Source organism: Shewanella litorisediminis (assembly GCF_016834455.1).
Classification (GTDB): domain Bacteria; phylum Pseudomonadota; class Gammaproteobacteria; order Enterobacterales; family Shewanellaceae; genus Shewanella; species Shewanella litorisediminis.
In genome coordinates this window covers 3,704,533-3,717,852 of record NZ_CP069213.1, presented here as the reverse complement: position 1 = coordinate 3,717,852, position 13,320 = coordinate 3,704,533, and the positions used below count along the sequence as shown (strand labels likewise).

Here is a 13,320-nt window from a genome sequence, read left to right as displayed (position 1 = left end):
TTTGGCGCTTACTTGGCGCGCTTCATGGCGGTAAAGAACTCGTCGTTGGTCTTGGTCATCGCCAGCTTGTCGATGAGGAACTCCATGGCGGCAACTTCGTCCATGGGGTTCAAAATCTTACGCAGGATCCACATCTTCTGCAGCTCGTCGCTGGTGGTGAGTTTCTCTTCACGACGGGTACCGGAGCGGTTGAAGTCAATCGCAGGGAACACGCGCTTTTCGGCGGCCTTGCGAGACAGGTGCAGCTCCTGGTTACCTGTGCCCTTGAATTCTTCGTAAATCACTTCGTCCATCTTGGAGCCGGTGTCGATAAGGGCGGTGGCGATGATGGTCAGGGAGCCGCCGTTTTCGATGTTACGGGCAGCACCGAAGAAACGCTTTGGACGGTGCAGGGCGTTGGCATCCACACCACCTGTCAGTACCTTACCGGAGGAAGGTACTACTGTGTTGTAGGCGCGGGCCAGACGGGTGATGGAGTCGAGCAGAATCACCACGTCTTTCTTGTGTTCAACCAGGCGCTTGGCTTTTTCGATGACCATTTCGGCAACCTGCACGTGGCGGCTGGCTGGCTCATCGAAGGTAGAAGCAATCACTTCGCCGTGTACCAGACGCTGCATCTCGGTTACTTCTTCAGGGCGCTCGTCAATCAGCAGCACCATCAACACCACTTCGGGGTTGTTGTAGCTGATGGACTGGGCAATGTTTTGCAGCAACATGGTCTTACCGGCTTTTGGCGGGGCCACAATCAGACCACGCTGACCTTTACCGATAGGGGAGCACAGATCCAGGATACGGGCGGTAATGTCTTCAGTAGAGCCATTACCACGCTCCATGCGCAGACGCTCTTCGGCGTGCAGGGGCGTTAAGTTTTCAAACAGGATCTTGTTGCGGGAGATTTCAGGCTTATCGAAGTTAACTTCGTTGACTTTCAGCAGGGCAAAGTAGCGCTCACCTTCTTTGGGAGGACGGATTTTACCGGCAATGGTATCGCCCGTTCGCAGGTTAAAGCGTCTGACCTGGCTGGGAGACACATAGATGTCGTCCGGGCCTGCAAGGTAAGACCCATCGGCGCTGCGCAGGAAGCCGAAGCCGTCCTGAAGAATTTCGAGCACACCGCCACCGAAGATGTCTTCACCGCTTTTGGCATGGGCTTTGAGGATGGAGAAAATGATGTCCTGCTTGCGGGCGCGGGCCATATTTTCGAGATTCATGCTCTCCGCCAAGGCCACCAGGTCGGCGATGGACATGTTTTTCAGTTCATTTAGGTTCATGTTGATGGGTCTTTTTGTACGCGAGAAAAGTTTGTCGCATTCAATCTGCAATGCTTACAGAGGGTATTGAAAAGATTGAAGTGCGAAGAAGTGGGTTAATCGATAAGAATCTGGCTATTAAAGTAGCACCTAAGCAGGGGTGCGTCCAGATTTTTAGGGCTGCCCGGCACATTTTAGCCCAAAAGCTGTGCCGGGCGTCACGCCAGAGGCGAAGATTAGAGCTGAGCGTCGATGAACTCTTTCAGTTGAGTCTTGGACAGAGCGCCAACTTTGGTAGCCACCAGTTCGCCGCCTTTGAACATCAGCAGCGTTGGGATACCACGTACGCCGTACTTGGCGGGAGAGGCGTTGTTGTGGTCAACGTTCAGCTTGGCAACTGTAACCTTACCTTCGTATTCGGCAGCTACGTCGTCCAGAATCGGGGCGATCATTTTGCAAGGGCCGCACCATTCTGCCCAGAAGTCTACCAGAACTGGCAGTTCAGACTTCAGTACGTCGTTTTCAAAGCTGTCGTCGCTCAGGGTTACAATTTTGTCGCTCATGATGTTCTCCAATTGATGCCATCGCTGGTCTGTGAATGGCTTAGCATGTATATTGAGGCGGATTTACAGGAATTCAAGTGCCCACCTACTTGTTGTCGCTATTTCAAACGATCGAGTATCTTATTGCAACCCTAACTGGTATGCTGCCGCTATGAGCGAAACACATTTAACCCAACAGAAGTTTGCCGACCTGCCCTTGTGTGACGAGGTCAAACAGGCACTTAACGAAAACGGCTTCGAGCATTGCACGCCCATCCAGGCGCTTTCCCTCCCGGTATTGCTTGAGAAAAAAGACATCGCAGGCCAGGCCCAAACGGGTACCGGCAAGACACTCGCCTTTTTGGTCGCCACCTTTAACCACCTGCTGACAGCCCCCATCCCCGAAAACCGCCAACTCAATCAGCCCCGTGCCATCGTGATGGCACCCACCCGCGAATTGGCGATTCAAATTGCCAAAGATGCGACTCTGCTGTCCAAGCACAGCGGACTCAAGGTGGGCATTGTTTACGGCGGTGAAGGCTATGAAGCCCAGCGTAAGGTGCTGGACAAGGGCGTGGATGTACTTATCGGTACCACAGGCCGCATCATCGATTATGTTCGCCAGGGTGTGATTAACCTGGGGGCCATCCAGGCCGTGGTATTGGATGAAGCCGATCGCATGTTCGATCTCGGCTTTATCAAAGACATTCGTTTTCTTTTCAACCGTATGCCCGGCGCCAAAGAGCGTTTGAACATGCTGTTTTCTGCCACCCTGTCTATGAAGGTGCAGGAACTGGCGTACGATCATATGAACGACCCTGTGAAGGTAGAGATTGCCCCGGAAGAAAAGACTTCCCGCAATATCAAAGAAGAAATCTTCTACCCTTCCATGGAAGACAAACTCAAACTGCTGCACTCACTGATTGAAGAAGACTGGCCCGAAAAAGCCATTGTGTTTGCCAACACCAAGCATCAGTGTGAAAAGCTGTGGGCGAGCCTGGAGGCCGATGGCCACCGCGTAGGCCTGCTGACAGGCGATGTGCCGCAGAAGAAGCGCTTGAAAATCCTCGAGCAGTTCACCCAGAGTGAGCTGGATATTCTGGTTGCCACCGACGTAGCTGCCCGTGGCTTGCACATTTCCGATGTGTCCCACGTGTACAACTACGACCTGCCCGATGACTGCGAAGACTATGTACACCGTATCGGTCGTACCGGTCGTGCGGGTCAGAAAGGGGTATCGGTGAGCTTTGCCTGTGAGGAATATGCCCTCAACCTGCCGGCCATCGAAGACTACATCAAGCACAGCATCCCTGTGACTTCTTACGATCGTGAAGCCCTGGTTGATATTCCCCCACCGGTGAAAATCCATCGCAAGCCCCATCTCGGTGGCCGTAACCTGCGCGATCGCAATGGCGCACCACGTCCATCCGGTGCACATCGCAGCGGTGGTGGTCGTCCCCCTCGTCACGACAGGACCCGCAGACACTCATAAGACAGTCGCAGATGCAGACACCCGCATACGCCGCAATCACCCTGGGTTCCAACAGCTTTAATATGTTGGTGGCCACCACAGTGGCCGGAAAGCCCAGGGTTGAAGCCAAATACAAACGCAAGGTGCGTCTTGCCGAAGGGATCGGCTGTGATGGCATGCTCAGTGAGAGCGTGATGCAGCGGGGTCTGGATTGTCTGGCGATGTTTGCCGAGATGCTGTCCAGGCACCATATTGCCGCCGAAAACGTGGCCGTTGTGGCTACGGCCACCCTGCGTGCCATTACCAATGCCGACGAATTCAAGTCCCGCGCTTTGCCTATTTTGGGTATCCCCATTGAGGTGATTTGCGGTATGCGCGAGGCGGAACTTATCTATCGCGGCATGGTAGCCACCACCGTGGGAGATGGCCGCCGTCTGGTTATCGATATCGGCGGTGCCAGTACCGAATTTATCGTCGGCGATGGCGATAAGCTCTTGTTCAAGACCAGCCTGCCCATGGGCTGTGTGACCTTTAAAAAGCTGTTTTTCACCGATTTGCCGCTGCAGGAGCGCGACTTTGACGACGCCGAGGCCGAGGTGCACCGTATTCTGGGGCCCGCCGAAGCTGAGCTGAAACGCCTTGGCTGGCACACTGTGGTGGGCGCTTCAGGCACGGTTCAGTCAGTGGTTGAGTTACTGGGGCACAGAGGCGAGTCTCAAGTCATTACCCTGGCCGTCCTCGAAGGGCTCAAGCGGGAAATATTGCTCCATGAAGATGCCAGCCTTCTGGGTATCCATGGTCTGTGCCCGGAAAGAGCACCCACCTTTGCGGCAGGCATTGCGATTTTGCTGGCGTTGTTCCGATTACTTGGGCTTGAAAACCTGTCTTTGTCCGGCGGCGCCCTGCGAGAGGGTGTGCTGCTGGAACTCTCGCAAAAACTCCTCGACTGAAACGCCGCTTAGCGGCGTTTTTTCTTTCTATCTCCTTTGATTCTCCCCGTGGGTTTTTATCAGAAACCGCATTTTTGGTCATTACAATAGAATAAAATAGATTGTATACATTATGTAAATGGTGTTAAGGTTTTTCCCGTTTTCGGTCAGAAAATGCCCGTCAGAAGGACTGAGGCCGAAAGCTTTTTCAGGCAAGGGAAGAAGGAAATCTTAACAATGAATCAAATACATAACCGGGCCCTCAAAGGTGCCTTTTATGCCCGTAAAACGCTGGCTGCAGCGGCCGTAGGTGCGGCCTTGATGCTGTCAGCCCCCGCCGTGGCCGTGGATGGCTCCAGTATCGTTAAGGGGCAGGTTGTCAGCGCCGATGGGGCTGGCCTTGGCGGCGCCACCATCACCTTAAGACACAAAACCAAAGGCCTGGTGTACAGGGTAGCCACCAACGATAAGGGTGAATACCTGCTGCGTAACGTGCCCGTGGGCGAGTACGACATCGAAATCCACAAGGACGGCTACAGTGACTCCAAAGAGTCCGGCGTGCGGGTGGAGGTGGGGCAGGCGCTGATCCTCGACGGTCAGCTTTATGGCGCAGGTGATGCGGCCATGGAGCGTCTGGCAGTAACCGGCAGCATGATCCGCCGGGTGGATATGGCGTCTTCCACCTCGGGTGTCACCTTCACCCAGGATGATTTGAATCAGATGCCGGTGAACTCGGGCTTTGAAAGCATTGCCCTGCTGGCGCCGGGTACGGCTGCACCCGGTGGCTCGTCGTTCCGTGGTGCCTCAAGCTTCGGCGGTGCGTCATCTGCTGAGAACGGCTATTACTTCAACGGCATGAACGTCACCAGCATTCGCACCGGCCTGGGTTCCATCAACCTGCCGTGGGAAGCCATCAGCCAGACCCAGGTGATGACCGGCGGCGTGAGCCCCGAGTTTGGCGGCGCCATGGGCGGTATCGTCAATGCCGTGTCCAAGTCCGGTGACAATGAATTCAAGTTTGGTACCCAGGTACGCTGGGAGCCGGACAGCCTGCGCGCCAATCACGACTCGATTTTCGACAGTGCCGGCAATATTTCCACCAACACCATGCAAAACGGCTATGACTTCCGCGAGCTGCAACTGTGGGCGAGCGGTGCCATCGTGCAGGACAAGCTGTTCTACTATGGTCTGTTCAATCCCCGCCGCGATGACAGCGACTGGGCAGGGCAGACAACCGCAGGCCAAATGGAGCGCGAAGAAGACCGCTGGTTTGCCAAACTTGACTGGTATATCTCAGAAAACCACTCTATTGGCCTCTCGGCCATGAGCAACGAGCGTACCTGGGATACCGGCACCTTCGCCTACGACTGGCAAACCAACGAAGTGGGCGATCAGATTGGTGAAACCGCCCCCGGCCGCGACGGCGGCAAGGTATACAGCCTGAACTACAACGGCTACTTCACCGACAGCTTCTCGGTGTCTGCCGTGGTGGGCCGTACCTCTGAGAACATTGATAACGTGGTGGCCTCAACCAACCCGTCGGTATACGACTACCGCACCAGCACCACCCTCAGCCAGCACACCAACTCGTCGGTGTCTGAGCAGGAGTTTATCCGCGATCAGGCTCGGGTGGACTTTAACTGGGATCTGGATAACCACTCGCTGCAGTTTGGTGTGGATTACACCCGGGTGCTGGTGGACTACACCTCGGCCCAGAACGGCATTGGTGATGCCCAGGGCTGGTGGGGGGTGAAGACCGCCGGTAACAACAGTGTCTCTGGCGCCGCGCCGGGGGAAGATTATATCGAGCGCCGTGTCCGTACCCGTTACACCGACTCTGAAATCACCTCACTGGCGTTTTATGCCAATGATTCCTGGCAGGTGACTGACCAGCTGGTGCTGAATCTCGGTCTGCGTTACAGCGGCTTTGAAAACACGGTATCCGATGGCCGTGCCTACGTGTCCATCGACAACCAGATTGCGCCGCGCCTACAGGCCATTTACGACCTGCACGGCGATGGCTCTGCCAAGGTGTACGCCACCTATGGTCGCTACTTTCAGCCGGTGTCGGCCAACATGAACATCACCCAGGGCTCGTCCTCCATTGAGTGGTTTGAGTATTTCGCCCTTGATCAGGTGGATGGCAGCGGCGCTCCTGTACTCTTGCCTGACGGCTCGCCGAGCCGCGGCGATATGCTGCGTGACCGCTACTGGCGTCAGCGTGGTATCACTGAGCCTGGCCTGATTGCTTCGAGCAGCTTAAAGCCCATGTACAGCGACGAGTTTACCCTGGGCTATCAGCAGGAGCTGTTCGATACCATGAGCGGCGGCGTGCGCTTTATCTACCGCGACCTTGGCCGCAGTGTGGAAGACACAGACGTCGGCCCTGTGCTGGCGAAGAAGCTGGCCGAGCTGGGTATCGACGATAACGTCGGGCAGGGCTCGTATTACGTGCTCAATAACCCCGGTGAAGACATCACCATGTCCTACGACTTCGATGGCGATGGTCAGGTCGACAATGTCACTCTCACTAAGGATGAGCTGCAATTGCCCGAGGCCAAGCGCCGCTATCTGGCGGTGGAGCTGACCCTGGATGGGCGTGTAAATGATGACCTGACCATCAACAGCTCTTACACCTGGTCACACAGCTACGGCAATACCGAAGGCCTGGTGAAGACCGACAACGATCAGGCCGATCCGGGCTGGACCACCTCCTACGACTATGCCGATCTGATGGACCATGGCTATGGTAATCTGCCGAACGATCACCGCCACGCGTTCAAGGTAAGTGGTGCTTACAACATCACCGACAGCCTGGTGCTGGGGCTGGTGGCGCGCACCACCTCGGGCCGTCCGCAGAGCTACTTCTCCCAGCACCCAGAGGGCGTGGACAGCTGCGCCGCAGGCAGCCCATGGGAAGACTGTATCAGCCGTTACTACGACCATGTGTCGCACTATGATGAGAACGGCAACCCATCACCCCGCGGCAGCGCAGGCAATCTGCCCTGGGTGACCAATGTGGATCTGTCGCTGACCTACAACACAGAGCTGTTTGGCGGTGACCTGATGCTCAAGGGCACAGTGTACAACCTGCTCAATGCCGACAGCGCCACTTCGGTGTGGGAAGAGCGTACCCGCTACGCCGATACCGCCTCGGGCCTGGAGCTGAATCCGGACTACGGCATGGTGACCGGCCGTCAGGAAGCGCGCTACATGTCGCTGATTGCTCGCTACGAGTTCTGATAGCGCTACGGATTATCTTGGAGAACGAAAAAGGCCGGCAATTGCCGGCCTTTTTGTGTCTTTGAGGCTACTTCAGAATGTTCGCCAAATCGATTTCCAGTGACTCTGTTGGGCGCTCGACGATACGGCCGATTTCCTCACCTTTTTGCATCACGATAAAGGTGGGAATGCGCTTGAAATCATACTTGGCGGCCAGGCCCTCAGGGTCGGCCTTGGCGCGGTCCACCCCAATGTAGGTCACCTTGATATTGGGGTTGGCCACGTCTTCCATAATACGGATAAAACGCGGGGTTTCACGGTGGCAGTCGGGGCACCAGGTGCCGATGATCACCACAATTTCGGTGGCTTCGGTTTCGGCCTTGATGGGGTCAAGGGCCGCAGTATTCACCTCATAGGTTTTATAACCCTCGGCAAATTCGGGTAATTCGGTCACGAGGCGCTGGGCCTCAACGATGCCGGTCAGGATCACTTCCTGTTTCTCCTCGCTGCAGGTGGCAAACACACCACCGGATTTATTCTCGAAACCACAGCCTGAGTCCGCCAGCAGGGGCGCAGTAAAAAACAGGGCTGTAGTGGCCAATAAAGCTTTAACGTTATTGTGCATCATGTTTCCTCACAAGCGAAGGGGCAGCAACCTGGCCGCGCATTATGGGGTTATCCAACCATGGTTGTGAGCACAAGGGAAGTACGGGTGTCCGAGGCTTTGGGCTGGATCACCTTTTGTGCTGAAAACAAAAAAGCCACCCGCGGGGTGGCTTTTGGCTGGAGACAGAGGGTTACTTCTGCTCGTTAAGCCACTGGGCGGCACGCTTGGCAAAGTAAGTCAGAATGCCATCGGCACCGGCGCGCTTGAAGCACAGCAGTGACTCCATCACAATGGCTTTTTCGGCCAGCCAGCCGTTTTGAATGGCTGCCATGTGCATGGCGTATTCACCACTGACCTGATAGGCGAAGGTGGGCACTGCCAGTTCGGTTTTCACCCTGTGCACTATATCCAGATAGGGCATACCTGGCTTCACCATCACCATGTCAGCACCTTCCTGAATGTCCAGTGCCACTTCATGGAGGGCTTCATCGCTGTTGGCCGGGTCCATCTGGTAGCTGTGCTTGTTGCCACCCTTGAGGTTGCCGGCGGAGCCGACGGCGTCGCGGAAGGGGCCATAGTAGTTGGATGAATACTTGGCCGAGTAGGCCATGATTTGGGTATTCACGTGGCCAGCCGCTTCGAGCGCCGCGCGGATAGCACCGATACGGCCATCCATCATGTCAGACGGGGCCACAATGTCGGCACCAGCTTCGGCGTGGGACAGAGCCTGTTTCACCAGAATGTCGGTGGTGATGTCGTTTACTATGTAGCCGGTATCATCGATGATGCCGTCCTGACCGTGAGTCGTGAAGGGATCCAGTGCCACATCGGTCATTACACCCAGCTGAGGGAACTCGCGCTTGAGCGCACGCACGGCACGCTGTGCCAGGCCATCCGGATTGTAAGCTTCTTCCGCCAGCAGGGTTTTCTTTTCCGCCGGGGTCACGGGGAAGAGGGCAATCAGCGGAATACCCAGTTTGACCAGTTCTTCCGCTTCTTTGAGCAGCAGATCGATACTGTAGCGCTCGATGCCGGGCATGGAGGCCACCTGCTCGGTGCGGTGATTACCTTCGAGCACAAACATGGGATAAATCAGGTCATTGACCGTCAGGGTGTTTTCGGCCATCAGGCGACGGCTGAACTCGTGTTTGCGCATACGGCGCATTCTGCGTTGTGGGAAGGCACTGGTGATGATGTTCACTATCGTCTCCTGGGCTATGAATGGGGAACGGGCATGTCCTGAAAGAGGCTCACCCTGTTACGGCCGTCGTGTTTGGCCTGATAGAGCGCCTTGTCCGCCTGCTCCAGCAGTTGCAGCGGATGCTCGTCGCTCTCAATAATATTGCTGCTGACACCTATGCTCACGGTCAGCGGGATCTCAAATTGTTCCCACTCGATGGTGAGCTGCTCTACTGCTTCGCGGATATGCTCGGCGACGGCCACAGCCCCTTCGGCATCGGTGGATGGCAGTATGATAGCAAACTCTTCCCCCCCAAAACGTGACACGAGATCCGTTGGGCGCCTCAGCTGTGTACTCAGGGTGTCTGCTATGATTTTCAGGGTGTGATCGCCGGCAAGGTGGCCGTACTTGTCGTTGATATTCTTGAAATGATCTATGTCCAGCATCAAGAGTGCCATAGGCGTTTGCTGGCGTCTGCTTATCCGACCTTCGGCCTGTAAGCGTTTGTTGAATGCCGCGCGATTTCTTACCCCGGTGAGACTGTCGATGGTGGTTTGCTCGGTGAGCTTTTGATTCACCTCGTTAAGCTCTCGCAGGGCGATTTCAAGCTCCAGAGTACGTTCCTGCACCATTTCTTCCAGGCGTTCGTTTGATTCTGCTTCAGTCTTGAGGGCTTCTTCCCGGGCTTCGCGGATGCGTTTGGCCTGTTCCAACGCCTCCTGCTGAATGCGCTGTTTGGCCTTGCGCTCATCACTGTAGCGAATGGCCAGCACCAGTGACATAAACACAATCTCAAAGGTCACCCCGGCCATGGCAGGACTGAGTGGGTCCAGCGAGGTTTGGATGACGCCAAGATAAATCAGGCTGCTCACAATGACGCTGGCCAGCAGCACTATCCAACCGATGAAATACAGCCGGGCGAGCTTTTGGCCTCGAAGGGCCTGCACCAGGGCGAAGGCGAGCAGTACCACGGCAATGCCCAGCAGGGCCACTATGTCGCAATACACAGCCAGGTTATAGCTGACAAAGGGCGATAGCAGCGCCAAAAACAGGCTGAAGGCGGCGCTGAAGCGGCAAATGCGCAGCATTCGGATATTCAGGTACTTAAGTTGCAGCACCTTTTCGGCAAACATGAGTGCAAAACACATCACCAGCGGCAGCAGAAAGGGGATAACCCAGGCCTGCATGGCGGGCAGCTGCGGCCAAAGATAGCGAAATGCGACCCCTTGCAAGGAGGCAACCAGCAGGGTCATGGACAGCACGTAGGCGGCGTAATAGCTGTAGCTGAAGGAGCCGGAGGCCAGTGCCACGAACAGGCTGAACAGGCCGATAGCGGTCAGGATCCCAAGCTGGAAACCCTGGCTCAGATTACGGCTTTCCAGCATCTGGCTCAGATGGCCGGGCGTCACGAGTTTCAGGGGAACATGGGGGCTGCCCTCGGTATCTACACGCAGCAGCAGGGTGTGATGTTCCCAGGGGCGTAATTGCAGCGGATAAAGAAATTGAGTGCTTTGCAGCAGACGCTCATCGAATGGCAGACTGTCGCCAAAATGGTGCTCGTCCATCAGGTTGCCATTGACCAGATGGTAGATCCGCAGGTTATCCAGCAGCGGGTTGTTGATGCTCAGTACCCGGCTGCCCGGATGGGTTCTGACATCAATATCGAAGCGCAACCAGCGGTTTTGGGCGCCCATGCCGCGGATGCCCTGTTTGGGAAGTTGGTGCCAGCGCGGGTCATTCTGGGGCGGAAGTTTTCGGTAATCAAGAAGTTCTCTGGCCTGAAACTCGCTCACCCAGGGGGTGAGATCTATTACTTCGCCGGCCTCTTCGGTGTAGACCAATGATGGGCCCGCAGCCTGTACCAGCAGGCTGTATCCCAGGGCGAGTAACAACAGCAGGAGTCTACCCATGGGCCCTGTCCAGACCAAAGAACGCCAGGCTGTTGTCGTACACCTGCCGGGCAAAGTCACCGGGGTCTTCCCCTCTGAGGCGAGCAATTTCGTTGGCAATATAGGGCAGGTACTGTGGCAGGTTTTTGCCTGACTTGGGTTTGGGGCGCATCGACCTTGGCAGCAGATAAGGGCTGTCGGTCTCAATCAGTAGCCGCTCGATGGGGATGTCTTTCACCAGTTCGGCCAGCTCCAGGCCCCGGCGCTCATCGCAGACCCAGCCAGTGATACCCAGGTGAAGCCCAAGTTCTATGTAGGCTTCCATCTGGACGGCGGTGCCGGTAAAGCAGTGCAGCAAGGCGCCGCCGAGCTGGCTGCAATGCTCTCTCACAATGGCGATAAAGTCATCGTGGGCATCGCGCTCGTGCATCAATACAGGCTTTCCCAGCTCACAGGCAAGCGCCAGCTGGGCCGCAAAGGCTTCACGCTGTTTGGGGCGGGGAGAAAAATCGCGGTTATAGTCGAGGCCACACTCACCCACGGCGACTATGGCGCTGTCACCGCACAGTTGGCGCTGCAGTGCCGTGCTTTGCTGATGCCAGGTTGAGGCGTGATGGGGATGCACTCCGGCCGTGCCATAAAGCTTGCCGGGGAAACGCTGGCAGGCGGCCAAAACCGCCTCGCTCTCTTCGAGGCTGCTGCCAATGACGATAAGCGGTGATACGCCGGCGGCATCAGCGCCGGCAATCACAGCTTCAATATCGCTCTCGAGCGCACTGCCTATCAGGTTGACGGCAATGTCCAGGTAACGGGGCATATTCACTTAAGGTAATGAGATAGTTACTTAAGACGTTTTACCCTGATGGTGGTGTTGCGGCTCTCAAGGCCCAGATAGAAAGCGCCAAGGGCACCTTTTTCGATGTAGACGTTTTCACCGGTTTTCAGCTTGAATTTGCGACCGTCGGTTTGTTTCCACACCTGGCCATTGGTAAAGCTTATCTTGAGGTTGTTATAGGCATCGGTTTCCAGTGCGGAAATCACCAGTTCAATACGCTCAGGTTCTGCCTCGGTCTTTTTCACCTTGCCAAAACTATCTTCCATAGCCGGGGCGGGTTGAGACACAGGGGCAACAGGAGCAACAGGGGCGGCGCTCACTGCTGTTGCAGCCGGCGTCGCGGCTACCACGGCCGCTGGCGCGCCAGCCTGAGGCTGGGTAACTGTTGCGGCAGCAGGGTTGCTGGCCACGCTTTCGGCCAGTTTGTCATAACAGATAAGACGGTCGAGCTTGTCCTGAACCGCAGCACACTGGGCCAGACCTTGTTCAACGGACGCGGATGCAGAGAGAGAAGTCAGGCCGAGGGCCAGAAGCCAAAAGCTGCGCATAATTATTCCTTGTATTTCTACCTTGGCATTAATAACAAAATCGGCCCAACCCAGACGGGACAGGCCGATAAAACACGGTCACAGGCCAATCGTTCAATCGGCGTGTGGTTGTTCTTCTTGTTCGTCTTCGCTCTTTTTACTGTAAAAGCGGGCCGCAAGCAATCCGCCTTCGAACAGCAACAGCATGGGAATGGCCAACATGGTTTGTGAAATCACGTCCGGCGGCGTCAGCAGCATTCCGATAATAAAGGCGGAAACCACAATATAGGGGCGTTTTGCCTTGAGGTCTTCGACACTGGTTACCCCCGCCCAACACAGCAGCACCACGGCAATGGGGATCTCAAAGGACAAACCAAAGGCAAAAAAGAGTTTCAGAATAAAATTCAGGTAGCTGCTGATGTCAGTTGCCACCGTGACCCCTTCCGGGGCGACACTGGTGAAAAAGCCGAATACCACGGGGAACACCACGAAGTAGGCAAAGGCAATACCCAGATAAAACAGCAAGGTACTGCTGACAAGCAGAGGGACCACCAGGCGCTTTTCGTGTTTATAGAGCCCCGGAGCCACAAATGACCAGATTTGATAAAGCACATAGGGCACGGCGATGAAAAACGACAGCACCAAGGTCAGCTTGAAGGGCGCAAAGAAGGGCGCGGCCACATCGGTGGCAATCATGCTTGAGCTTTCTGGCAGTGCCTGCATCAGAGGGATGGCCATGTAGTGGTAGATATCGTTGGCCCAATAGACCAAAGCAACAAATACCAGCATGACACCGGCAATACACTTGAGCAGTATGGTGCGCAGCTCAAGCAGGTGGCTGATCAGAGGTTGTTGATGTGACGACATG

The 13,320-nt window shown here is 55.8% G+C and carries 11 protein-coding genes; 3 read left to right on the top strand and 8 right to left on the bottom strand.

The window, feature by feature from the left end; translation table 11 throughout:
* Window positions 1-8: 8 nt before the first annotated feature.
* Together rho and trxA are read right to left on the bottom strand one after the other, a co-directional pair.
* The gene (gene rho, locus JQC75_RS16465; protein ID WP_011761324.1) at window positions 9-1,271 is read right to left on the bottom strand and encodes a transcription termination factor Rho; all 1,263 of its coding nucleotides are present in this window, start codon (window positions 1,269-1,271) and stop codon (window positions 9-11) included.
* A gap of 215 nt (window positions 1,272-1,486) precedes the next feature.
* On the bottom strand, window positions 1,487-1,813 hold the full coding sequence (gene trxA / locus JQC75_RS16460) for a thioredoxin TrxA (RefSeq protein WP_011761323.1): 327 nt from the start codon (window positions 1,811-1,813) through the stop codon (window positions 1,487-1,489).
* Window positions 1,814-1,964: 151 nt separating this feature from the next.
* Here trxA and rhlB point away from each other — a divergent pair, with 151 nt between their 5' ends.
* The 3 genes from rhlB to JQC75_RS16445 all read left to right on the top strand — a co-directional run bounded on the left by rhlB (window position 1,965) and on the right by JQC75_RS16445 (window position 7,435).
* Window positions 1,965-3,284, top strand: a complete 1,320-nt coding sequence (rhlB, locus tag JQC75_RS16455) for an ATP-dependent RNA helicase RhlB (RefSeq protein WP_203325099.1) — start codon at window positions 1,965-1,967, stop codon at window positions 3,282-3,284.
* 11 nt (window positions 3,285-3,295) lie between these two features.
* Window positions 3,296-4,213: a Ppx/GppA phosphatase family protein gene (locus tag JQC75_RS16450; RefSeq protein WP_203325098.1), complete on the top strand. Its 918-nt coding sequence runs from the start codon at window positions 3,296-3,298 to the stop codon at window positions 4,211-4,213.
* A 216-nt stretch (window positions 4,214-4,429) separates the two neighbouring features.
* On the top strand, window positions 4,430-7,435 hold the full coding sequence (locus JQC75_RS16445) for a TonB-dependent receptor (protein WP_203325097.1): 3,006 nt from the start codon (window positions 4,430-4,432) through the stop codon (window positions 7,433-7,435).
* A 67-nt stretch (window positions 7,436-7,502) separates the two neighbouring features.
* Here the strand turns inward: JQC75_RS16445 and JQC75_RS16440 are convergent, their stop codons facing one another.
* The 6 genes from JQC75_RS16440 to tatC all read right to left on the bottom strand — a co-directional run bounded on the left by JQC75_RS16440 (window position 7,503) and on the right by tatC (window position 13,319).
* The gene (locus tag JQC75_RS16440) at window positions 7,503-8,039 is read right to left on the bottom strand and encodes a thioredoxin family protein (RefSeq protein ID WP_203325096.1); all 537 of its coding nucleotides are present in this window, start codon (window positions 8,037-8,039) and stop codon (window positions 7,503-7,505) included.
* A gap of 172 nt (window positions 8,040-8,211) precedes the next feature.
* Window positions 8,212-9,222 (bottom strand): porphobilinogen synthase, encoded by a 1,011-nt coding sequence (gene hemB, locus JQC75_RS16435; protein WP_203325095.1) that lies wholly within the window; start codon window positions 9,220-9,222, stop codon window positions 8,212-8,214.
* 14 nt (window positions 9,223-9,236) lie between these two features.
* On the bottom strand, window positions 9,237-11,111 hold the full coding sequence (locus tag JQC75_RS16430) for a sensor domain-containing diguanylate cyclase (protein WP_203325094.1): 1,875 nt from the start codon (window positions 11,109-11,111) through the stop codon (window positions 9,237-9,239).
* Window positions 11,104-11,907 carry a TatD family hydrolase gene (locus tag JQC75_RS16425; protein WP_203325093.1) on the bottom strand — a complete coding sequence of 268 codons (804 nt, stop codon included), beginning with the start codon at window positions 11,905-11,907 and terminating at the stop codon, window positions 11,104-11,106. The genes JQC75_RS16430 and JQC75_RS16425 overlap by 8 nt, the downstream gene beginning before the upstream one ends.
* A 23-nt stretch (window positions 11,908-11,930) precedes the next feature.
* Window positions 11,931-12,473 carry a hypothetical protein gene (locus tag JQC75_RS16420; RefSeq protein WP_203325092.1) on the bottom strand — a complete coding sequence of 181 codons (543 nt, stop codon included), beginning with the start codon at window positions 12,471-12,473 and terminating at the stop codon, window positions 11,931-11,933.
* A gap of 93 nt (window positions 12,474-12,566) precedes the next feature.
* Entirely contained in the window at window positions 12,567-13,319 is a 753-nt protein-coding gene (gene tatC / locus JQC75_RS16415) for a twin-arginine translocase subunit TatC (protein ID WP_203325091.1), read from the bottom strand.
* Window position 13,320: the final 1 nt, after the last annotated feature.

Excerpts from the sequence above, each read along its gene's own strand:
- rho (WP_011761324.1), bottom strand. The coding sequence starts at position 1,271 with ATGAACCTAAATGAACTGAAAAACATGTCCATCGCCGACCTGGTGGCC.
- trxA (WP_011761323.1), bottom strand. The coding sequence starts at position 1,813 with ATGAGCGACAAAATTGTAACCCTGAGCGACGACAGCTTTGAAAACGAC.
- rhlB (WP_203325099.1), top strand. The coding sequence starts at position 1,965 with ATGAGCGAAACACATTTAACCCAACAGAAGTTTGCCGACCTGCCCTTG.
- JQC75_RS16450 (WP_203325098.1), top strand. The coding sequence starts at position 3,296 with ATGCAGACACCCGCATACGCCGCAATCACCCTGGGTTCCAACAGCTTT.
- JQC75_RS16445 (WP_203325097.1), top strand. The coding sequence starts at position 4,430 with ATGAATCAAATACATAACCGGGCCCTCAAAGGTGCCTTTTATGCCCGT.
- JQC75_RS16440 (WP_203325096.1), bottom strand. The coding sequence starts at position 8,039 with ATGCACAATAACGTTAAAGCTTTATTGGCCACTACAGCCCTGTTTTTT.
- JQC75_RS16430 (WP_203325094.1), bottom strand. The coding sequence starts at position 11,111 with ATGGGTAGACTCCTGCTGTTGTTACTCGCCCTGGGATACAGCCTGCTG.
- JQC75_RS16425 (WP_203325093.1), bottom strand. The coding sequence starts at position 11,907 with ATGCCCCGTTACCTGGACATTGCCGTCAACCTGATAGGCAGTGCGCTC.
- JQC75_RS16420 (WP_203325092.1), bottom strand. The coding sequence starts at position 12,473 with ATGCGCAGCTTTTGGCTTCTGGCCCTCGGCCTGACTTCTCTCTCTGCA.
- tatC (WP_203325091.1), bottom strand. The coding sequence starts at position 13,319 with ATGTCGTCACATCAACAACCTCTGATCAGCCACCTGCTTGAGCTGCGC.